We start from the raw sequence: 21,527 nt of genomic DNA, 5'->3' as shown, positions 1-21,527 counted from the left end.
AAACGTAATGAAGTAGATTCTATGGGCAGCGATCTGATCATCACCATTGTCATTATCTGTATTGGCATTGTACTCTTCATCAAGGACTACTTTTCCATAGACACCACATCCATTCTTATCATGGCCCTGTTCATTGTGGCGGGGGTACTAAGTCCAAGCGAGGGTTTTTCCGGCTTCAACCACCCGGCCACCTTGACGTTGGGGTGCATGTTCGTGGTAAGTGCAGGTGTGTTCAATTCAGGAATATTGGACGGTCTCAGCCAGAGGATCATTAAACTGGCCAAGATACATTATAGTGTGGCCCTGATCACTTTTTGCCTGATTGCCGGTATGTTCTCTGCCTTTGTGAACGATTCTGCCGTGGTGGCCCTACTCTTGCCCATTGCCCTCACGGTGTGCCGGGAGACCAAGATTGCCCCGGGCATGCTGTTGATCCCCATTTCCTTTTCCGCACTTTTTGGGGGCACCTGTACCTTGATCGGAACTTCCACCAACATTTTGGTGAGCAGTTATGCCGAGGAATATGGGCTAGAAGGTTTTGGCATGTTCGAGTTCAGTTTGGCGGCCCTCTGTTTGGCCACAATCGGGTTTGCCTATATCTTTTTTGTGTTGCCCCTGTTGTTGCCCAAGGCCAAAAAGGAACAGGATGTGCTCACCAAGGAAGCGGAAAAATACATTACCGAACTGGTGGTGGAGGAGGGTTGTCCAGACATCAAGAAACCGCTGCACAAGTCCAAATTGGTCAACGACCATAATGTGCAGGTCCTGGCTATCTTGAGGGAAGGCTCGCTCAAGAACAGTATTGGCCCCGAAACATTCATATTGGAAGGTGATGTGATGAAGGTGATGATGCCCCCAAAAACACTGAACAGTATGCGAGACCTCAAAGGATATCGGATCAAGGGCAATAAGCAGTTAGGCGAGGTAGAGTCCGAAAAACACATTTATGAGGTAATCGTGCCCTTCGGGTCACGATTGACGGAAGGTTCGCTTCGCACGCTCAATTTTAGAAGGCAATACAACAGTTCGGTCCTTGCCATTAGGCAAAGGGGGGAGATTTTGTACGAAAAGCTATCCGATGTGAAACTGATGGAAGGTGACATGTTGCTGATATTGGGCACAGAGGCCGATATGGAGGTGTTGGTATCCCAGAACCTCGTGGTGGCCCTTTCTGAGCACAAACAGGGAAAGACCAATTACAAAAAGGCGATTCCCGCACTTATTATCGCTGTGGGAGTCGTCCTCGCCGCTTCGCTGAACCTGACTTCCATTTTGATCAGTAGTATGGTGGGAGCCCTATTGTTGGTGGCCACCTCCACTTTGAAGCCAAAAGAAGCCTACGAAGCTGTCGAGTGGAAAGTGATCTTTATGATGGCTGGGGTACTTTCCATGGGTACGGCCCTTGAAAAAACTGGGGGTGCCGAAAAAATAGCTGCTTTCATACAACAGACTTTGGGAAGCTATGACGCCCAAATCACGCTCAGTATTATATACCTGATCACGTTTCTGAGTACTAATGTGCTCTCCAGTAAGGCAACGGCGGCGCTCATGTCCCCGATAGTGATCAGCCTTGCTGCCGCCATGAACGTCAGCGAACGCCCCTTTTTGGTTGCGGTGATGTTCGCTTGTTCCCTAACGTTCATGACCCCGGTGAGCTATCCCACCAACACCATGGTTTATGCGCCCGGAAATTACAAGTTCAATGATTTTTTAAGGGTAGGAACCCCTTTGAACCTTATCATTTGGATCGCAGCGACTTTTGTGATTCCCTATTTCTTTCCGTTTAGGTAACAAAAGGATTCCATACAAGGGAAAAGGTGCCTAGTCGTTCAGTTTGAGAACGGCCATGAATGCTTGTTGCGGGATTTCCACATTCCCTACTTGGCGCATACGTTTTTTCCCCTTTTTCTGCTTTTCCAACAGTTTTCGTTTACGGGAAATGTCCCCACCATAACATTTGGCGGTCACATCTTTCCGAAGGGCCTTTATGGTCTCCCTCGAAATGATTTTGGAACCGATGGCTGCTTGAATGGGAATATCGAACTGTTGCCTAGGGATGAGTTCCTTCAGTTTTTCGCACATTTTTTTGCCAATGTTGTGCGCATTGTCAAAATGGATGAGTGCGGATAGGGCATCCACAGGTTGGGCGTTCAGGAGGATGTCCACTCGTACCAACTTGGATATCCGCATCCCGATCGGGGTATAGTCGAATGAGGCGTAGCCTTTTGAAACGGTCTTCAACCGATCGTAAAAATCAAATACGATTTCGGCCAAGGGCATGTCAAAGATGAGCTCTACCCGCTCCGGGGTCAAATAGGTCTGGTTCTTGATCTGTCCCCTCTTTTCGATACACAGGGACATCACGTTCCCCACAAAATCTGATTTTGTGATGATGGTGGCCTTGATATACGGTTCTTCCACACGGTCCAAAGTGGACGGGTCGGGAAGGTCCGAAGGGTTGTTTACAATAATGGGCGTCTCCCTGTCCTTAGTGGTGAAGGCATGGTAGCTCACGTTGGGTACCGTGGTGATCACGGTCATGTCGAATTCGCGCTCCAACCGTTCCTGGATGATCTCCATATGTAGCATTCCCAAAAACCCACATCGAAAACCAAAGCCCAAGGCAGCACTGCTCTCTGGAGTGAAGACCAAGGAGGCATCATTCAACTGCAATTTTTCCATGGAAGATCGGAGTTCCTCAAAATCCTCGGTATCCACGGGATAAATGCCCGCAAAGACCATCGGCTTTACATCCTCAAAACCTTCAATGGCGTTTTTGGTGGGGTTGGCAGCATCGGTGATGGTATCTCCCACCTTTACTTCGCGTGCGTCCTTGATGCCGGTGATCAAATAGCCCACATCACCTGCCGAAATTTTGTTCTTGGGTACCTGTTTCAACTTCAGCGTACCGATCTCATCTGCCTCATAGGACTTTCCGGTAGCCACAAATTTGATTTTTTGGCCCTTTTTGATTTCACCATTCATGACCCTGAAATAGGTTTCCACCCCTCTGAACGGGTTGTAAACGGAATCGAACACCAAGGCTTGGAGTGGTTCGGAAACACTGCCCTTGGGCGCCGGGATTCTTTCAATGATGGCCGTCAAGATTTCTTGGATGCCAATACCCGTTTTTGCACTGGCCGGAATCACCTCTTCGGCCCTGCAGCCCAATAGGTCCACGATGTCGTCCGTCACTTCTTCCGGATTGGCGCTGGGCAGGTCCACTTTGTTGAGCACGGGAATGATCTCCAGATCGTTTTCGAGGGCCAAATAAAGGTTGGAAATGGTCTGCGCTTGGATGCTCTGTGCGGCATCCACTACCAAAAGGGCCCCTTCACAGGCCGCGATGGATCGGGACACTTCGTATGAAAAATCCACGTGGCCGGGAGTGTCGATCAAGTTAAGGATATAGGTTTCCCCTTCGTGCACATACTCCATTTGGATGGCATGGCTCTTAATGGTAATGCCCCGTTCGCGCTCCAAATCCATGCTGTCCAAGAGCTGGTCCTGTTTTTCGCGTTCGGTGACAGAGCCCGTAAAGTCCAACAAACGGTCGGCTAAGGTGCTTTTCCCATGATCTATATGTGCAATGATGCAAAAATTCCTAATCTTCTCCATATCAACAATAACCTATCAAAAAGGCTGATAAGCAACTGCAAATATAGTTGTTTTAAATACCTGCCGATGGTTTTTTGCGAATAAGAAAATATTGGACCTACATCGCTCTAAAATAATTTATTAGATTTGAGGTCCAACCTTAGCCTCAAATGAAAAACCTCACCTTTGTGTTCCTATCGGTGTCCTTGATGTGCAGCTGCCTCCATGGGCAGACGTTCAGGATTGCCGGAAAGGTGGTGGACGAACAGAACCAGATAATCCCTTATGCCAATATCCTACTGTTGCAGGCCTCCGACTCCACTTTTGTGAGCGGCACCTCTGCGGACGACAATGGCTTTTTTGAACTGACGGAAGTGGCCCCCAATCTGTACCTCTTGCAAGCGAGCTACGTGGGCAGGGGCTCGGAGCCGAGGGCACTGGACATTGCCAAGGACATTTCCCTTGGGGCACTGGTCATACCTTTGGAAAGCAACGAACTCGATGAGGTCGTGGTGACCGCACAACGCCCAAAATTGCAAAAATTACCAGACAGACTGGTCTTTACGGTAGAAAACACTGTGATTTCACAAGGAAATTCATGGGACGTTCTCAAAAGCACACCGGGCGTAATCGTTGCCGAGGATAGATTGATGGTCAGGGGTCAAAACGCCACGGTTTATTTGAATGACAGAAAAGTGCAATTGTCGGGCCAGGAAGTGCAGGATTTGCTTCAAGGTCTTTCGGGAACGAACATCAAGTCCGTTGAGGTGATCAGCAATCCACCGGCAAGCTACGATGCAGGCGGTGGCCCCATTTTGAATATCGTGACCTCGAAAAGCATTGTCCCGGGATACAAGGGAAGCATCAACGGAACCTATACGCAGGCCGTTTTTCCAAAATTTAGCATGGGGACCAGCCATTACTATAAAACGGACAAACTCCATTTGTTTGCCAATTACACCATCAACCCACAAAAGGAACTGAAAAAAACGGACAAGGGCATCCATTTTATGGATGATACGAATTCGGTGTTTTCCCAATGGGACACCCAGTATGAGCAGACGAATAGTTCCCAATCACAGAACGCCAACCTTATCCTTGATTATGATTTTGATAAGAGGAACAGTTTGGGCATCACTTCCAACCTCTTGTTCAACCTGGGCGAAGATCAAGAAACCCGTTTGACCAACACCATGAGAAATGGACTGGGGCAATTGGATTCCACATTTACCACACGGAACAATGCGGCACTGGACAACACCAATCTCGCATTTGACCTAACCTATGTGCACCGGTTGAAAAAAGAGGGTGCCAAAATAAGTGTGAACGGACATTATACGCATTACAACGGACAGGCACTGCAGAACCTATCTTCCGAATATTTTGATGCCAGCGACGCTTTCCTTCGGGATTTTGGTTTCGATTCAGATTCCGAACAAGATATCGACATTTTCACCGGACAGGTGGATTATGCCACCCCGATCGGTAATGCTTCTTTGGAAACCGGGGCCAAGATTTCCTCCATTGCCTCAGAGAGCAATATGGATTTTTTCAATTTCACGGGCTCCAGCGATACTGTGGACCCAACCCTTTCCGACACTTACACCTATGATGAAAAGGTATATGCAGCCTATTTCAGCTTGGTGAAAAACTGGGACAAATGGTCCACCAAACTTGGCATAAGGGGCGAGCTCACCGAGGCCAAAGGGATTTCTGAGACCCTTGGCGAGACCAATACACAGGATTTTTTTGAACCCTTTCCCTCTTTGTATGTGTTATACTCCCCTTCGGATAAGCACAGTATTTCGTTCGACTACGGAAGAAATGTGGACAGACCCAAATACAACGACCTTAATCCGTTTCGGTTCTTTTACAATGAAAATGATTACGAGGAAGGTAACCCAACACTGGTTCCAAGCTTCAGCAACAATTTTAACCTGAACTATACCCTCAACAGTGAATATTTCTTTGATGTCTATTATCGGGACAACGGCAGGGATATTGCCTATTTGGTCTTTCAGGACAATGCGGACCAAACCTTGGTGGAATTCAAGCAGAATGTACTGGAGAGCAAGTCCTATGGATTGGACTTTACCTTGAGCAAATCCATCCTGTCCAATTGGTTCGTCTATGCCTACACCTCTTTTTTCCACGAAGAGGAGACCTTTTTGGCGACGGAAAGTGGCAATGTGCCCTTTACCAACAAAGTGGACGGGGTCTATGGCTACTTGGCGAACTATCTCACCCTCTCCAAAGACGGCACTTTTACAGGGGAGGTGACTGCTACCTATATTTCCAAATTTTTGTTCGGGTCGTATGTGTCCGATGAACAATTCAACTTGACCTTGGGACTCCGCAAGACCTTGTTTGACAACAGGATAACCTTATCGTTGGCCGCCGAGGACATTCTGGAAAAATATGTGCCCACCTACCGTTCGCAGTACCTCAATCAGGACAATTTTTACCGAAGGCGCCCCGAAACACAGTTCGTCCGCTTTGGGTTCACCTATAATTTTGGCAATTTCCGATTGGAGGATAACCAGCGTGGAATCGATAAAAAGGAGCGGGACAGGCTACAATCACAAGACTAATGTGTTGATTCTGGGGTATTTTGTATTTTTGCAGTCCAAAAAATAGGATTTGCCAAAAATAGGAAACATAGAACTGCCTGATTTTCCGTTGCTTCTTGCCCCGATGGAAGACGTGAGCGACCCTCCTTTCCGCGCACTCTGCAAGGAACAGGGTGCCGATGTGGTATATACCGAGTTCATTTCTTCGGAGGGATTGATCAGGGATGCGGCCAAAAGTGTCCTCAAACTGGACATTTATGAAAAGGAACGCCCGGTGGGCATCCAGATCTTTGGTGCGGAACTGGACTCCATGCTCCAGGCCGTGGATATTGTGGAGCAATCCAATCCGGATATCATCGACATCAATTTTGGCTGCCCTGTAAAAAAAGTGGTCTGCAAGAATGCCGGAGCAGGGATTTTGCGAGATATCCCCCTCATGGTAAAATTGACGGAGGAAATCGTCAAGCGGACCAAACTTCCCGTTACCGTCAAGACCCGATTGGGGTGGGATTCCGATTCCATAAAAATTGTTGAGGTGGCCGAACGTCTGCAGGATGTGGGCATACAGGCCATTTCCATCCACGGGCGCACCCGTGTGCAGATGTACAAAGGCGAGGCGGACTGGAAGCCCATTGCCGAGGTGAAGAACAACCAACGGATGCAAATCCCCGTATTCGGAAATGGTGATGTGGACACCCCCGAAGCCGCGATGAGGATGCGTGACGATTTTGGTCTGGACGGAGCCATGATCGGCAGGGCCAGTATCGGCTATCCCTGGTTTTTCAAGGAAGTAAAACATTTCTTCAGGACAGGGGAGCACATGGCACCGCCATCCATGCAAGAACGTGTGGACGCTGCGCGTAGGCACCTACAGATGTCCATCGACTGGAAAGGCGAAAAACTGGGTGTTTTCGAGACCCGAAGGCACTACACCAACTATTTTAAGGGCATACCCCACTTCAAGGAACACCGCATGAAAATGGTGACCAGCGACGACGCTGTGGATGTCTTTGCGGCGTTTGATGAAGTGCTCGAGAAATTCGGGGACTTTCAGTTCGCTTAGACAGCAATCATTTTTTTGGAAATTCGACTACTGGCAATTTTTGATGAAATAAAGCCCAAAACCACAATGGTTGCCATCACGATCAATAGGTTCATGGCATCGAACTCCACCGGATAGGCCAAGGAAGGGGTGATTTTCAACCAGCCAAAGACCAATTGCGAAACAATCAACAAAGTGCCGATCAACACCCCGATAAATCCACCCAAAGAAGTCACCAAAAGCCCTTGGATGAAATAGATCCTTCGTAATTCTTTGATGGTGGTGCCCAGACTGAACAAGGTCTTGGAATTCTGCTGCTTGTCCAAAATCATCATGATGATGGCCCCGACCACATTGAAAAGCGCAATGATCAACACCAAGGTGAAGATGAGATAGGTGGCAAGGTTTTCCGTTTTCAGCATGCGGTGGAGGGTACTGTTCTGTTCCTGCCGGGTCAGCAACTGCACTTTGTCGCCCAAAACGGCCTGAATGGAACTTTTCACGTCATCAATTTTTGATAGGTCGTTCAATTTAAAATTGATGCCGGAAACCATCGTGCTGTCCTTTTCCAACAATTTCTGGATGAGGGGAAGTTGGGCGAACACATATTTTTTGTCCAGGCCCTCTTCCACGGCATACACACCACTGACCACCAACGGAAGTTCGTTGTAGGGTTTGGAACTGACAAGCCCCTGTTGCGTAAAAGAACCCTTTCCGGGCTTTGGCACCAGGACCATCATGGGCGTTCGGTTGTTGGTGGGGACCCCCAGCAGGTTATAGATGCCAATGCCGATGACGCCGTTGTACTCCATGTTGCCCCAATTGCCAAATTGTAGGGTGCTGTCCACCCCCGTCACCGATCGGTATCGTTCATCCACACCTTTTATATAGGCAATGGTGCTTTTCTCCTTATAGGTCAAATAGGCCCGTTCCTCCAGTTCCTTGGAAAAATTGGCCAAGTCGGCAATGTCTTGCAAAGCAGCTTCTTCGCCCGGCACCATGGAAAAATATTTCCCGGTTGTGGGCAGGGCCTTCAAGTCGGGATCAAAAGTGTTGGAAAAGGACAGACTGAACGTTTTTAGCCCAGCAAAGGCCGAAAGCACGATGAAAAGTGCCGCGGAACCGATCACGATGACCAAAAAAGTGACAAAATTGATGATGTTCACCGCATTTTGACTGCTTTTGGACCGTAGATAGCGCTTGGCGATATAAAACGGGAAGTTCAAGGTCAGGATTTCTTTCGTTTGTCGAGCAGGTCCCTGTTCTCAATGGGATTTTCCTCCCCTTTGAGCGATTGTTCAATTCTATCGATGTATTCCAAGGAATCATCCAGATAAAAAACCAGTTCGGGCACCCGCCTCAATTGGTTTTTGGTGCGAAGGGCCAGTTGGTGGCGAATGCTTACCTGGTTGGCCTTGATCCCGGCCAACAGCTCTTTGGCGTCCTTGTTGGGGAAAATGCTCACATAGACCTTTGCCAATGACAGATCCACGGTTACGGATACTTTGGAAACAGAGATCAAAGTTCCCTTGAGCCCGCCATCGGTGGCCGCTCGTTGCAGGATGTCCGCCAGATCTTTTTGGATGATCCCCGCTATTTTCTTTTGCCGTTGTGTTTCCTCCATGGTGCAAAAATAAAGGAAATCCTGACTAACCGCGCACTTTGAATGGATTACAGTCCGTAATTTTGGAAAAACCGCGCATTGCAGCATACAAAACCAAGTAAGTCCATGGATAAAATCGAACACATCGGCATAGCCGTTAAGGATTTGGAAACGTCCAACCAGTTATTCGCCAAATTGTTGGGAGTGCCCCCCTATAAAATGGAAGAGGTGGCCTCGGAAGGCGTGAGGACCTCTTTTTTTGAATCAGGGCCCAACAAGGTGGAATTGTTGGAAGCCACAAGCACCGACAGCCCGATCGCGAAGTTTTTAGAAAAAAGGGGAGAGGGCATCCACCACATCGCCTTTGCGGTGGAAGATATAGTTTCGGAGTTGGCCCGACTGAAGGAGGAAGGGTTCCAGCTATTGAACGAAACACCCAAAAAGGGGGCCGATAACAAACTGGTGGCATTCCTGCACCCAAAGGGCACAAATGGAGTTTTGGTGGAGCTTTGCCAAGAAATAAAAGCCAACGAGAGGCGTTAAAACCTTGCGGTGTAGAAAAATAAACACTAATATTGCATCCGCAAATTGCGGGTCCTATAGCTCAGTTGGTTAGAGCACCTGACTCATAATCAGGTGGTCCCTGGTTCGAGCCCAGGTGGGACCACGGAAAACCTCTCTAAACAATTGATTTAGAGGGGTTTTTGTTTTTGCAGGGGGCAAATTGGGGGGCAACTATCGGAATAAATTAATTTCCTCAAGAAACATTTTAAACTCTAAATCAGATTTTTCACCTGCTTCAATAGAGTCTGTTAAGTCAAAACAGTAAAAATAATCCCCATGTTCAATATAAATCATTCGGCAAAGAGCACGGTACGAGTTTGGTAGGTCTCGGTGTTCAACCATAAAATCACAATCATATTGAACAGTCTTGATTCCAGATATATCCTTCACTTCTTTCGATTTGGTAACATTGGGATCTTGGATGTATTGAATTCTATTTGTAGTCCAACTAATGGCATATTCTTCTACCGTTTGTATACCAATCTCATCATAATCGGATTTTTTTTCAACCCAAACAGCAATACTTGGGGAGTATTTTCCAAAATTTAAGGGATTATTCTGATCATACTTGGCCATTAGACAAATAGGGTCACCCGTGTTTTCCCAAACAAAATCCTTAAACTCTTCCCAATCTTCTGATAGAATCGTTTTCTCTTTTAACTCACCGAAATCTTTAACGTTGATAAAATACCAATCCTGTGGCTTGGAAAAGGCAAGCCCAAGAACTTTGTTTACATATAGATTGTTCTTGGTTATAACTGCTTGAAGTGGGTTGATTGCCAATCCAGCTAATGCAGTTGACGTTAACTTAAGAAAGTTTCTCCTGCCTGTGCCCATGCCTTTTTACAACTTAAGGATTTCATTTTTAAACACTTTTTCAAATATTGGCACATTCTCCACAAAAAAAGCATTCATTTTTGGCCAATGGAATTTGTCAAAAAGATTCACATCGTTAAGAACATACTTTATGCGACTCATTTTGTTATCTGGCAATTCTTCCCACATTAAAGATTTACCAAAACCATCTTCAATTTCCACTTTTCGTCTGATTAACTTTTTAAAATACTTTTTGTTCAGCTCTTTATTTGCTGTTGTTATACTAAGCTCAACCTGACAATGGGAACCGGTAACGACCATAGAGTAATTTACTCCTGTTTTTCCGGCACCCATGCTTATCCAATGAGATTTCACAGGATTAACATTTGAAAACTGGCCCTTCTCTTGCAATTGGGGCAAAAGTTGCTCCCAATATTCTTTACGCACATAAAACCTGTTGCCCTGAGAGGAACCAATATCATATTTGATAATAAGTTCATCTTCCAAATCAAATAAGGACAATAACTTTTTTAGAATATTGAACTTTGTATTGCTATCTATATTGAACTCGACAAAATAGCCATTGGTTATTTCCTGGGCACTTCTAAAATCTTCTTTATTTCTTGTTATTTTAAGAATATTGTTCCCAAGTAATAGTCCAGTATTTATGCCATATAACTGTTGAAGCACGTAATAGTACATATTTGCAATGGCTGATTCTTCCACCTTGTTGTTCTTGAAGATAAAATATTCGAGTTTTTTGTGGGTTGGAGACTCTGCTTCAAAAATAGATTGTTCTACAGGTTCTTCATCCGTCTCTAGTATAACATTAGGATAACTCCAGATACTAAGAAACCGTTGGCTGATTAGTTTAAGTCTTGATTCATAGGAATTGCTATCCCAAACATCAATTCCTTTTAAATAATCATTTAACCATAGCCTACTGTATTTATAACCTTGCTCTCCACCTTGATGATTCATGTTCTTTTTTTCCAAGAAGGTTTTGTTGCCTAATGAACCATTGTTGCCAGACAAAGTGAGGTTTGCCAATGTATTCAGATATTTTTCCTTAAATAGGAAAATCTCTTCCTCATCTAATTGCTTGGACCATTCAGAACTAGGGTTTTGTGGAAAAATGTGCTCAATTGTGATGCTTTCACTGGAAGTGTTGACATGCTCACGGTTGTTGTGGTTTTCCAAAAGCTCAAAAAGATAATTCCTGTTTTTTGCTTTGATATTATAGAGATCTTTGTCTTTTAAGGCAGTTAGGAGGTCTTCATCATCCGGAAAGCGTGAATTACCTCTTTTTTTACATAGGGCTTTGGCTAAACTTTCAAAATAGTCTTCGGTATCTATCTCTGAATACAATGTCATGAAAATCTTATTTAGCGCATTGGTCGGCAATCCTACTATAAATCTTCGCCAAGCATAATTTTGAACCAATTTCAATACTTGAATGACAGTTTCTTCGTCTGTAATCCCATTATCCCAATCTTCAAAAACCTGTAACAAGAATGGATAGGCGACATTCACTTCCAATCGGTTGATGTATTCGAGTTCTTTACGAATTTGAGGGTTTTCAACAGTTTCCGGATTGATAAACATTTTATAAAATAGGGAAAGCCCTTTCATGTTTTCCAACTCGTTCATGTACTCTTCATCCAGTTTGTTGGGATAGTTCTTTTTAAACTCTTGGTAGACCTTTGATTTATTAGGTATTTTCTTGTTTTTGAGCGTTAAATAGTCTCGGATATATTCAGAAACCAGAGACTTTTGTTTTAGAAGGTCCCGGGCATTTTCTTCAATGGGGTTCCAAATCGTGTTGAAAACCTTTTGCTGCTCCCGTGGCTGTAGATCCATTAGAATATAATTCCGTATCAAATCGGATTGGGACAAATCTAGTCCGGTTGAGTTGAGACTTTCAAAAATCCGTTGTGGATCATCCTTGTCGCGCTCTAGAGAAATTTCAACAAAAATTAATCGCTTCAAACCATTTCTGATGACCTCAAAATTCTCGGCATTGATTTGAGAACTGAAAAAATTATAGTTTTCAATCACATTAGAAAATGAAGTAAACCCTTTTTCATTCCCCTCCAAAATTGCCTTGAACGCCATGGAGTTGGTGTCTGTCTGTTTTAGTTTGAGCTTACTATCGTCTTCTTGCACATATTGATTGACCAGGAACATATTGTAGAGCATCTCGGCCTCTTTTTCCAGCCCATTGTTCTTTGCAAAACGGTACAAGGCGACATACAACAAATTAATAGTAGTGAGACGTTGCTGGCCGTCTATGATCACCAGTTCGCGGACCTCTCGGGTGGTGTAAGTACCTTCGTGAATAAAAACTATGCTGCCAATAAAATGTGTTCCGCGGTCTTCTTTTTCAACGCTTATGATATCCTCCAACAATTGCTTGCAATGCCCTAGTTCCCAATCATAATTGCGTTGGTAAACGGGTATTACAAATTGCACATTCGGTGTCTGTAAAAAATTGATGATGGGTAGTTCGGTGGCTTTCATATGGCTTTAAGCGTTCTCAATAATTTCAATCTCTTCCTCGGTCAAGTCATAAAGTTGATAAACCAAATTGTCAATTTCTTTTTCGAAGCCTGAAATATCACGTTCTTTATTAGCCTCTAAAGCCGCTAAGATATTTTTTACAACATTCGTTAATTGTGGGTTCGAATAAGCCACATTTGGTATAGGCAAAGAATTGAATTCCTTTACTTTAATTTTTGGAAACAATTGGTCAAACTCGTTATTAATATTTTGAAAATACCAGAATATCAGTTTTGAATTTAGGACTCCTAAGTAAAAGAAAACATCTAGTTGAACCGAAGGCTTAGCTATGTAGGCTGTCTGGTCAATGACAAATCTATCTTTAACATATGAGGCTATAAGAGAGTCTTTATTCGGAATTTGGCGAATCAAAATTTTATCTCCTTCAAAAAATTCTGGAACCCTGGGTTCAGCCAACCACTCCCCGTAGCTAATATATTCCCCACTCCAATTAAACATATACTTCGAAAGGTTTTTACCTCTAAGTTCTGGAAGGTACGTTTCATCAATTTTTTGTGAGGAATTAAATATCCGACCCCTAACATCTTCAATAGTTTGTGGCGGCTTTCCTTTTCCTACTTGATATTCTTTAATACCTGAAATAGTTTTGAATAAAGCGGAAAGCTCAACCGACTTATTTAAAATTTTGGCTATAATTTTTTGACTTTTTGAATCAACAGTAACAGTAAAATTGTTATTTGGGGTGTTTTCAAAAGCTTCTTGATTAAATGAATTCTTAAATTTAAAATCGCCTTTTTCAGCTATAAAATAGTTACTTGAAGATGAAATTTTGGGCTTGACAAAAATGAAAATAAGAACTTCGACAGAGGCCTCTTCAAATACATCGTCTTTAACTTCAATTATTTTATCTATTGAAAAATGGGATAGAATAAAACGCCTCAACCTTAAATTGTTTCTGTTGGCTAAAAAAGCATTAGGAACTATTAAAGAGTGTATGCTGGAATTACTGGCTATAGCAAATGACTTTTCAACAAATAAGTGATACAAATCCAACTGGTTTTCAGAAACTTTATAGGATTTAGAGTAATACATTCTAAAGTTTTCTGATACATCCCTTACCCTTAAATATGGCGGATTCCCAATTACCACATCAAAGCCAAGATAATCTCCATCATCGTTCAATACTTCTGGGAACTCAAAACGCCATTCAAAGGCATTTTCATAAATGACATTGTTTACGATTTCCTCTTTTTCCAACAGTGCTTTTTCGGACTTTTGCTGTAGTTTTTTAAGGTTGTTTTTATCAGCTTTGGTTATTTTTTCCCCAAAAGCTGTTAGGTTATTTAGTCGCTCCTGTTCATTGATTACTTCACCTTGGGCCTTTTGGAGTTTGGCAATAAACTTATTGTCGAGAGTGCTTTTAAAATTATTTTTGACCTCGTTGATGATTTGTATAATTTCACGCTTTTTCTCTTTTGAGGCCGTGTTTTTATAGTCGGCAACGGCTTTTTTATAATCCAAAAAGCCATAGGCTATTGTTTTGTCCTTAAAAGCTGCTTTTAGATCATCGTCCAAGGAAAAACGGCTTATCAAAGAGTTGCCGGTTTTGATGTTGATGTCAATATTGGGCAACGTCTCCAGCTCGTTATCCCCTTTGTAATAGGCATTCTTGAGCAACTCGATCCATAATCGCAAACGGCATATTTTAACAGAATTGGGGTTAATGTCCACCCCAAAAAGACAGTTTTCTATTAGGGTTTGCTTTTCATGGAAAAGGGCCATTTGAATCCGTTGACTTTCTTTATTACCGGGATGGTACTCAAACAGTTCTCCTTCATCATCGGTTATCACCAATTCATCATTTACGACTTCAACCTCATATTCTTTTAATCGTTTGCCTTCAACATCTTGCAATATTTTTAAATCGTTCTTGATGGCAATCAACTCATTGAGTGCCGAAACCAAAAAATGCCCAGAACCCACTGCGGGATCACAGATTTTTAAGCTGTTGATAATAGTGTTTGCTTCGTTTCTGTCTTCAACCTTGTCATAGACTTCATCTAAGTCTTTACAGTTCCAACTTTTAACCTCATTGAATTTTTGGACCACGGCTTTACGAATAGTCTCCCGACACATATACATGGTAATGAAGCCAGGGGTAAAGAAAGAGCCGTCCTTATAACCGTTTATCTTTTCAAAAATGAGTCCGAGTACCGAGGCATTGATCAGTGTTTTGTTATCTTCTTGAATATCTTCGGAACCCTCACTGCTGAAATCATAAGCATCCAAAAATTCAAATAAATATTCGAGTGTTGAAAGCTCACCTGAACGTTTTTTACCCTTTTCATCTTTAAGTACGGTTGAAGCAATTATGGGTATAGGCTTATCGTCTCGAAGGTTGCTAACAAATATGGTATCATGCTCTATGTCAGTTGGTTCAAAAAGCGATGAATTCAGGTATGGTACTTTATTAAACAGGGTTTGAGCTTCCTTATTTCGCTCTCCTTGTCTTTTTGCCAGCACTTGAAAGAAAAGACTATCAAGATCATCATAGTCCTTAATCATTTTTAGATCGAGGAAAGCATATTTTGAATCTCCTTTATGGTAGCGAATAAGTTGTGCTTCGAGCAACTTTAAAAAAAGAATTCGATTGACCCAAGTAATAACAAGCTCCAAAGCCACAGTAAACAACCGCTCTTCTTTAGTATCCCCATATTTTCTGGGGTTGGGCAATCGGTTAATTTTATCCCGACTATCCAATTGAAGTATGGTGTTCTCCAAAAGGCTTCCTAAGTTTCGTTGTCCTTCCTCGTTTCGCTGAATTAATTTCTTACTGCCTTTTTTGATTTCCGAAAGCCCTATGATATGCAGTAATTCACTATAAAACTTTTTATCAAGGCTATTGCTATCATTTACAAAAGGTTCTTTTAAAAGATGTTGCGGAGAAAGCAACTTAAAAAGGGAAACAAGTTTTTGGTCATCCTTCGGGTCATCATTGCGAACTACTCTTTCGTATTTGCGCAAGTCAAAGTGTACAAAACCCAATGTCTCTTCAAATGCAGTTAAAAAAGGCTTTGCAATTTCATTATAGAAGAAATCGGTGCTTGTACCGGATAAATTTCCAGCCTCAAAATCTTTGAATTGTTTCACCAAGCTTTTATTGGCCACAAAATTTTTTTCAAAATCATTGGCATCAAAAATGAACCATTCAAAAAGATTAGTGATAATTAGGTTTTTTACCTCTAAGTTTCCATTGGAAATACGTTCCCTTAAAAAGTATAAGAGCAATTCGTGAAACGCTTTTTTGTTGAGATTTTCAACAGAAACCATTTCACTTTTATTTTTAGGATTCTTAGCCTCAATTATTACACCAACTGGGCTATCGGGTTTGGGTCCGATATGGATTACTTGGTCCTTGCGCCCACTTGTGTTAATGAAATGGTTACCATGATAAAGAGAATCTTTCAGAAACCCTGAAACAAGGTTTTTATGATATTCTTCTGATTCATGCTCATTGGAAAAATCTAAAACCTTTATCAGGTTTGTTTTAAAAAGTTCTATTTCCTCACGATAGGGCTTTACTTTTAAAAAGGCCTTGTTTAACGCCTTTCGTGGTTTAATTGGTTTGGCAATTGAATTCATATTCTATAATTCTTGAAACCTTTTTGAGCTTATAACATTGCCCAGTAAGCTATACGAAGCTGCTGCTGCGTTGCGGGCCGAGGGATGATAGAAATCGATGATTTTTGATTCGTTATATCTTCCGATAGTGATGTTGTATCCACTACTTTTCCATTCAACTGTATCAAAAAGTATATTTCTCAATCTTCCCCAGGTCAAACCAGTGATAATAACCTGGGGTTCTATGATTTCTATTTGTTTAAGCAACCATTCTTTGTTTCGTATCAAGTGCTTTTCCATTTCTGAATAGTTGGATTGTCCAACACCACCAATTTTCTTGACATTCATAAAAGCTACATGAAAAATAGCATTTTTATACCCCTCTTTGTCATACCACATTGATTCAAATTCAGGAAAATTATTAAGTATTCCATAACTCCATTCTGCTAATCGATGTGAAAAAGTGTATTTAAGGCCTTCCTTCCACCATTCGCGAAAATCACCGGCTTCCTGTTTGGGGTTATTGGGTTCCTTAGTTAAAAAAAGAATCTTAGTTTTTGCATTTAAATAGAGATTCTCGTTGTTTATACCATCTTTTATAAACTTACCTTGATAATCAGGAGTTTCATTCTCCCATTTTTCAAATAATTGGTTTAACTGTTCTGTTTTGGTCATTTGTTAATCTACATTTTCAAAAAACTTAACAGCATATTTGCAATATTCCATGATGGTATCCTTACAGGTCTCAAACTCTTTTCTGCTTCCTAGCCAATTTCTGCATTTTTCCGTGATTTCCTTACCTTCTTTGAGTTCAGAATAGGAGATGCATTTTATATGTTTTGGCGTAACCAAAACAAATAGTGCATTCTCAAATGGGTAATCGCCATAGTTTTCAATATCCTTTAAGCTAAGTTTTCCGCTTTTCCGGTATTTTACTTCGATGAAGTGAGCCTGCTTATCTTTAAATACTACAAAGTCCGGCATCTGTCGAATGTTTTTGGATACATCGCCTCTAACTCCCTTCAGCAAATCAGTTATTCCAGGTATAGTGTTTTCCATCCCATATTTGTAAACCTGAAAATCTAGGGATATGAAAAGTTGTTCTATAATGGTTTCGGCAATGCGGCCTTTTATTACACCGGCCACCCATTTATTTCCGTTTTCCTTTTGGTAACAATCGGTACAAAGACCGTTTTTGAACTTGGTGTATTCACCACATTCTATGCAATCGGGCATATTTATTTTGATGGTTTGGTAAACTACCAAAATAGCTATTACACTCCACTTTAACAATTAACCACGAGGGAATTCAGAATTTTCTTGTTTAATTATTGAAAGCATTAATTTGCTTATCAGTCGTTTTGCCATTTTCTTTTTCGTAGATCACATTCTTTTTTGGGCAAATTGAGTTTTGGGTTAACCGTTTGGCAAAGTTCATCGAGCTTTAAGGTAGCTTGTGACGGGGTAAGTGTTTCAGCAGAAACCATTTGATCAAAAACCCATAAATGTCCATGGACGTCAAGTTTTTTGATTTTTGCGAATTTCCGCAAGGTGTTGTCGCTTGTCAGCAATGTTGCTTTCAACTTTTCCGCCTGGTAAAAGGCGGAGCAGTCCTGTTCTGATAAAGCTGGTTTTTGCAAACGAATTTCAATAATGTCTTCAAGTTGTATTTCTGAAATTTCATGGACCTCAAGTTGTCCACTATCTATATATGCTTGCAATTCAGACTTCTGGTAATCATGTAACTCTTCAAGCACAAGATCAGTGGTACAAAACTGAAAATTCAATCCAAAGAAGTGACTCAGGATTTCCAGTTTCACCAAGTCAATCAAGATATTCGCATCATTAACAACTATGGTCATATCGCAATGAATTGGTCCCGGAATACAGCCAGTTTTTCATTTGAAAGATTGGCAGCCTTGCTAAGGCTGATTATTTCTTCAGAAGCTGCACGATAGACCAATTGCATAAACCTATCTGAATGCTCTTTTCCTTTGTATTGTCCTAGCCCTTCCTCTTCCCGGTTGGCGGAAATATACTTTCTAAATTTTACATAGCGATGTTCATCGATAATTTCCAGATTCTTTGCGCGTGCCATTATGGCCTGAATAGAAATACCATAGGTTTCCTTAATGCTAATCAATTCAGGAATGCTTATTCCTTTTCTTTTTTTGGAACCAAGCTCGGTAATAAAAGTCTCGTATGGAATTAACATTGCACCGGCAAAGGCATGGCAGAGCCGTTCAATTTCTTTTTCGCTTAAAGCATCGGAAAAATTTAAAAGAATATGTCCAAGTTCATGGAGTGCAGTAAAACGTTTCCTTTCTATGCTGTAATTTTTGTTGATTACAATTATTGGCACACTACCATCCGCCCATCCAGATAGACCGTCAAAGGCAAGATCCGCATCAAGCTCTATGACTTTGATTTCTTTGTCCTCCAATATTTCAATGACATTGGGTAAAGCGTTGATTCCTAGTTTCCATTCTTTTAGAAGGGCATTGACAGCATTTTCAATATCGGGAACAGTTGAAATCAACACATTCTTTATTGGGTTGACAAAAGCGGATTTAATTTGAAGCAAATCCTCAATTTCCAAGTAACGCTCAACACTTTCGGCCACTTGTTGTTTGATGGCATTGGTTTTCTTTACGCCCAAAATGCTTCTTTTCCTAAATTCTATCTTTTCTATTTCAGCACCCAATGGCCTAAAGAAATAATCAGGCTTTACGTTAAGAGCCTTTGCCAGTTGAATTAAGGTGGCACTGTTGGGCATCATTTCTCCTTTTTCATATTTTGAAATGGCATTTTTGGAGACAATATCACCCATGGCCTTCACCAAATTGTCTTGGGACATGGCGGAAAGCAGACGAGCATTTTTTAATCGTTTTGAAAACAGTTCCTTCATAAGTCTGTTGATAATGTGTTTACAAAAGTACAAAATATGTTAATTTTGTCAACCATTGTTTAGGGAATATTAATTTCACCCGTGATATTTTAACTTTTTATAGTTCCCGATTACTTAATTAAAGGAGGGTATAAAAACAAAAAACCTCCCAAAAGTGCAAATTGTTGAGAGGTCCGAGAGGTATTGATATGACTAAGTTGCTAATTTTTTAATCCCAGATACTTAAATTCTATTTTAAAGATTTAATCCTTTAATATGGATAGCTTTTCGTCCAATTTGTCCATGAAGTACAATTGGCTATCCGGAAGGATGCTCAGTACCAGTTCCAATACTTGGATCACACTATCCTCTTTTGATGCATTTTGGTTGGCAGGAAACAACATCATTCCCTCCCCATCAAGGGCAAACACGCAAACCTCCAAAAGACTGATGATCTGTGTCAATAGATGATTGTTGTCCCTGACCTCGAAGGACACTTGGTTTCCCTTGGGGCCGATGGACTTATTGTTTCCCAACAGTCCAGAAAGATTGTTCCTGAGCTGTTGTATCTCTTCCAAGGTCTTTAACCTTTTCTTATTTGATTTCATGGGAATAGATTTATTGGGTTGTGGTTGTCTTTTGTTCCGAAAGCAGTTTTTTGACCTTGTCCAAGAACTCCATTTCATCATGGGGTATCAGATCAAGTATAAATCCGAGAACCCCACTAATATTGCTGTGGGGTTGGGGAACGGAACGTGTGGAGAAATTTTCGTTTTCCAAAGCTGTGATACAGACCTTGATGAGGTCGGAAATCATAAAAGAGGTTTCACAGTATCCCTTGGTAATGAGTTCTATGCTATAGAGTCCCTTTTCGGGGAGATAGGGCTTCAAGGTATGGAAATGCATTTTTTCCAGTTCCTTCAATTGGTCAATCAATGATGTTTCATCATTGTTCCCCGCGTTCTCGGTCACTTTTGGGAATGCTTTCTCAAAATCATTTCCGATTCCATCGATTTGGTCTTTGCACTGTTCAAGATGCCTATGGAATATGGACTCGACCTCTTTGATGAATTCCTTCATCTTGGATTGGACGGTCTTGGTCTGTACTTTTGAAATCTCAAACTCATTGCCATATCTGGCAACGCTATAGGCATGTTCCAAAAGGAGCAGCAGTTCATTGCTGTTTGGCTCAGAAGATTCCAAAAAGGGCTGTAGGGTAGGAAAGAAATGTTTGCAGTAATTGATATGACTAATGATACTGTGTGTCACCATACTCCGCCCGATGCACATCTGTTCAATGAAGCGGAACGAAAGCTCAAAGGCCTGGTGCATGTTGAAAGTGGCAATGGCATAGTCCCCTTCCTTTATCAGTATGTCCGCAGTATAGGCAAAGGCATTCACTTTTCCCATTTCCGATTTATGATATCGAATGGCCCTCTTGACAAGGGTCTCATATGCCATTGAGGGGTAACCCATAATGTTTCCTCCTTGTAAGCGAGCAAAAACAGTTTCCCCCAGACAGCAGTGTTCCAAGAAATAGAGCGAACCCCTTTCAAGGCCTATCTCGGATTGGCTCTCCGTATAGACCCTTATCCTGAAATCGGGATGCTTTTTCCTTTTTTTGGCTACTAGGGAACGGATCTCATTGGGTAAGGGATCATTGTTGACATCCACAAAAAGGGTGAGGAAATAGTATTCGGAGTTACCCTCCTTCTGCTTTCTGGACAAAAAGGCACTGTCAATGGTTATGATGTTCAGGATGCTATCGAGCAATTCGGACAGCTCTTCCGCTTTTTCAAAGATTTCCGGTATGTTTGTGTCATATGTCATAGGAATGTGTTTTAAAGGGTTCAAGAATCATCGTTCATATTAAGGCCACATTCCGAAGTACCCCACCATGGGCACTTGTATTTTATTAAACCTGTTTTGTGTTTTACAATCGGATTATTGTACGAAACACCCTATATTTGAGATATGCAGACAAAGACCAAGAACAACCATATAGGCAGAAAGATCAGTAGGATAAGGGAACTCCGTGGAATGAAACAGGAGACCTTAGCTGAGGAACTGGGTATTAGCCAACAGGCCGTTTCCAACATTGAGAACAGCGAAAAGGTGGATGATGTGAAACTTGAAGAGATTGCCAAGGCTTTGGGAGTTACCAAAGAGGGAATTGAGAATTTCTCTGAAGAGGTTGTTTTTACAATTATTGGAAATACTTATAATGATAATTTGTAATAGTTAAGACTTAATCTGACAATCTTTATAAATTAGTTTAACCCTTAAATTAGATTTGTCAGATGAGTA

The 21,527-nt window shown here is 41.9% G+C and carries 16 protein-coding genes, 1 tRNA gene and 1 pseudogene; 6 read left to right on the top strand and 12 right to left on the bottom strand.

Annotation, left to right across the window (positions count from 1 at the left end; all coding sequences use genetic code 11):
* Nucleotides 1–21: 21 nt before the first annotated feature.
* Nucleotides 22–1,791 (top strand): SLC13 family permease, encoded by a 1,770-nt coding sequence (locus SD450_RS02725; protein ID WP_318343105.1) that lies wholly within the window; start codon nucleotides 22–24, stop codon nucleotides 1,789–1,791.
* Nucleotides 1,792–1,821: 30 nt separating this feature from the next.
* On the opposite strand, the gene lepA is transcribed toward SD450_RS02725, so the two are convergent.
* Nucleotides 1,822–3,618, bottom strand: coding sequence for a translation elongation factor 4 (lepA, locus tag SD450_RS02720; protein WP_318343104.1), 1,797 nt, complete (start codon nucleotides 3,616–3,618; stop codon nucleotides 1,822–1,824).
* A gap of 149 nt (nucleotides 3,619–3,767) precedes the next feature.
* Between lepA and SD450_RS02715 the strand changes: the two genes are divergently transcribed.
* Together SD450_RS02715 and dusB are read left to right on the top strand one after the other, a co-directional pair.
* Entirely contained in the window at nucleotides 3,768–6,188 is a 2,421-nt protein-coding gene (locus SD450_RS02715) for an outer membrane beta-barrel family protein (RefSeq protein WP_318343103.1), read from the top strand.
* A gap of 49 nt (nucleotides 6,189–6,237) precedes the next feature.
* Nucleotides 6,238–7,230 carry a tRNA dihydrouridine synthase DusB gene (dusB, locus tag SD450_RS02710; RefSeq protein WP_318343102.1) on the top strand — a complete coding sequence of 331 codons (993 nt, stop codon included), beginning with the start codon at nucleotides 6,238–6,240 and terminating at the stop codon, nucleotides 7,228–7,230.
* Here the strand turns inward: dusB and SD450_RS02705 are convergent.
* Together SD450_RS02705 and rbfA are read right to left on the bottom strand one after the other, a co-directional pair.
* Nucleotides 7,227–8,435 (bottom strand): ABC transporter permease, encoded by a 1,209-nt coding sequence (locus SD450_RS02705; protein WP_318343101.1) that lies wholly within the window; start codon nucleotides 8,433–8,435, stop codon nucleotides 7,227–7,229. The two genes, dusB and SD450_RS02705, sit on opposite strands and share 4 nt — an antisense overlap.
* A gap of 2 nt (nucleotides 8,436–8,437) precedes the next feature.
* A complete protein-coding gene (gene rbfA, locus SD450_RS02700; RefSeq protein ID WP_318343100.1) occupies nucleotides 8,438–8,833 on the bottom strand; it encodes a 30S ribosome-binding factor RbfA in 396 nt (131 codons plus the stop codon).
* Nucleotides 8,834–8,938: 105 nt separating this feature from the next.
* Here rbfA and mce point away from each other — a divergent pair, with 105 nt between their 5' ends.
* Nucleotides 8,939–9,355, top strand: a complete 417-nt coding sequence (mce, locus tag SD450_RS02695) for a methylmalonyl-CoA epimerase (RefSeq protein WP_318343099.1) — start codon at nucleotides 8,939–8,941, stop codon at nucleotides 9,353–9,355.
* A 50-nt stretch (nucleotides 9,356–9,405) separates the two neighbouring features.
* A tRNA-Ile gene (locus SD450_RS02690) sits at nucleotides 9,406–9,479 on the top strand.
* A gap of 68 nt (nucleotides 9,480–9,547) precedes the next feature.
* Here the strand turns inward: SD450_RS02690 and SD450_RS02685 are convergent.
* The 9 genes from SD450_RS02685 to SD450_RS02645 all read right to left on the bottom strand — a co-directional run bounded on the left by SD450_RS02685 (nucleotide 9,548) and on the right by SD450_RS02645 (nucleotide 21,050).
* Nucleotides 9,548–10,213 carry a hypothetical protein gene (locus SD450_RS02685; RefSeq protein WP_119647433.1) on the bottom strand — a complete coding sequence of 222 codons (666 nt, stop codon included), beginning with the start codon at nucleotides 10,211–10,213 and terminating at the stop codon, nucleotides 9,548–9,550.
* Between the two features lie 6 nt (nucleotides 10,214–10,219).
* A complete protein-coding gene (locus SD450_RS02680; protein ID WP_119647434.1) occupies nucleotides 10,220–12,712 on the bottom strand; it encodes a DUF4268 domain-containing protein in 2,493 nt (830 codons plus the stop codon).
* A 6-nt stretch (nucleotides 12,713–12,718) separates the two neighbouring features.
* The gene (locus SD450_RS02675; protein ID WP_119647435.1) at nucleotides 12,719–16,354 is read right to left on the bottom strand and encodes a type IIG restriction enzyme/methyltransferase; all 3,636 of its coding nucleotides are present in this window, start codon (nucleotides 16,352–16,354) and stop codon (nucleotides 12,719–12,721) included.
* A gap of 3 nt (nucleotides 16,355–16,357) precedes the next feature.
* Complete coding sequence (locus SD450_RS02670) at nucleotides 16,358–17,008, bottom strand: uracil-DNA glycosylase family protein (RefSeq protein ID WP_119647436.1); 651 nt, start codon at nucleotides 17,006–17,008, stop codon at nucleotides 16,358–16,360.
* A gap of 3 nt (nucleotides 17,009–17,011) precedes the next feature.
* On the bottom strand, nucleotides 17,012–17,392 hold the full coding sequence (locus SD450_RS02665; protein ID WP_318343098.1) for a hypothetical protein: 381 nt from the start codon (nucleotides 17,390–17,392) through the stop codon (nucleotides 17,012–17,014).
* Between the two features lie 293 nt (nucleotides 17,393–17,685).
* Nucleotides 17,686–18,195 carry a PIN domain-containing protein gene (locus SD450_RS02660; RefSeq protein WP_318343097.1) on the bottom strand — a complete coding sequence of 170 codons (510 nt, stop codon included), beginning with the start codon at nucleotides 18,193–18,195 and terminating at the stop codon, nucleotides 17,686–17,688.
* Complete coding sequence (locus tag SD450_RS02655) at nucleotides 18,192–19,241, bottom strand: helix-turn-helix domain-containing protein (protein ID WP_318343096.1); 1,050 nt, start codon at nucleotides 19,239–19,241, stop codon at nucleotides 18,192–18,194. Before SD450_RS02655 ends, SD450_RS02660 begins: the two co-directional genes overlap by 4 nt.
* A 242-nt stretch (nucleotides 19,242–19,483) precedes the next feature.
* Nucleotides 19,484–19,828: a hypothetical protein gene (locus SD450_RS02650; protein ID WP_318343095.1), complete on the bottom strand. Its 345-nt coding sequence runs from the start codon at nucleotides 19,826–19,828 to the stop codon at nucleotides 19,484–19,486.
* A 10-nt stretch (nucleotides 19,829–19,838) separates the two neighbouring features.
* On the bottom strand, nucleotides 19,839–21,050 hold the full coding sequence (locus SD450_RS02645; RefSeq protein ID WP_318343094.1) for a HEPN domain-containing protein: 1,212 nt from the start codon (nucleotides 21,048–21,050) through the stop codon (nucleotides 19,839–19,841).
* 144 nt (nucleotides 21,051–21,194) lie between these two features.
* Between SD450_RS02645 and SD450_RS02640 the strand changes: the two are divergent.
* Nucleotides 21,195–21,452: pseudogene (locus tag SD450_RS02640) on the top strand (helix-turn-helix domain-containing protein); the annotation flags it as partial.
* Between the last annotated feature and the right edge of the window lie 75 nt (nucleotides 21,453–21,527).

It is taken from the genome of Flagellimonas baculiformis (assembly GCF_033441575.1).
In the GTDB taxonomy this organism is placed as follows: Bacteria; Bacteroidota; Bacteroidia; order Flavobacteriales; family Flavobacteriaceae; genus Flagellimonas; species Flagellimonas baculiformis.
The sequence above is the reverse complement of the archived record's forward strand: the minus strand, read 5'-3'. Positions and strand labels throughout refer to the sequence as shown.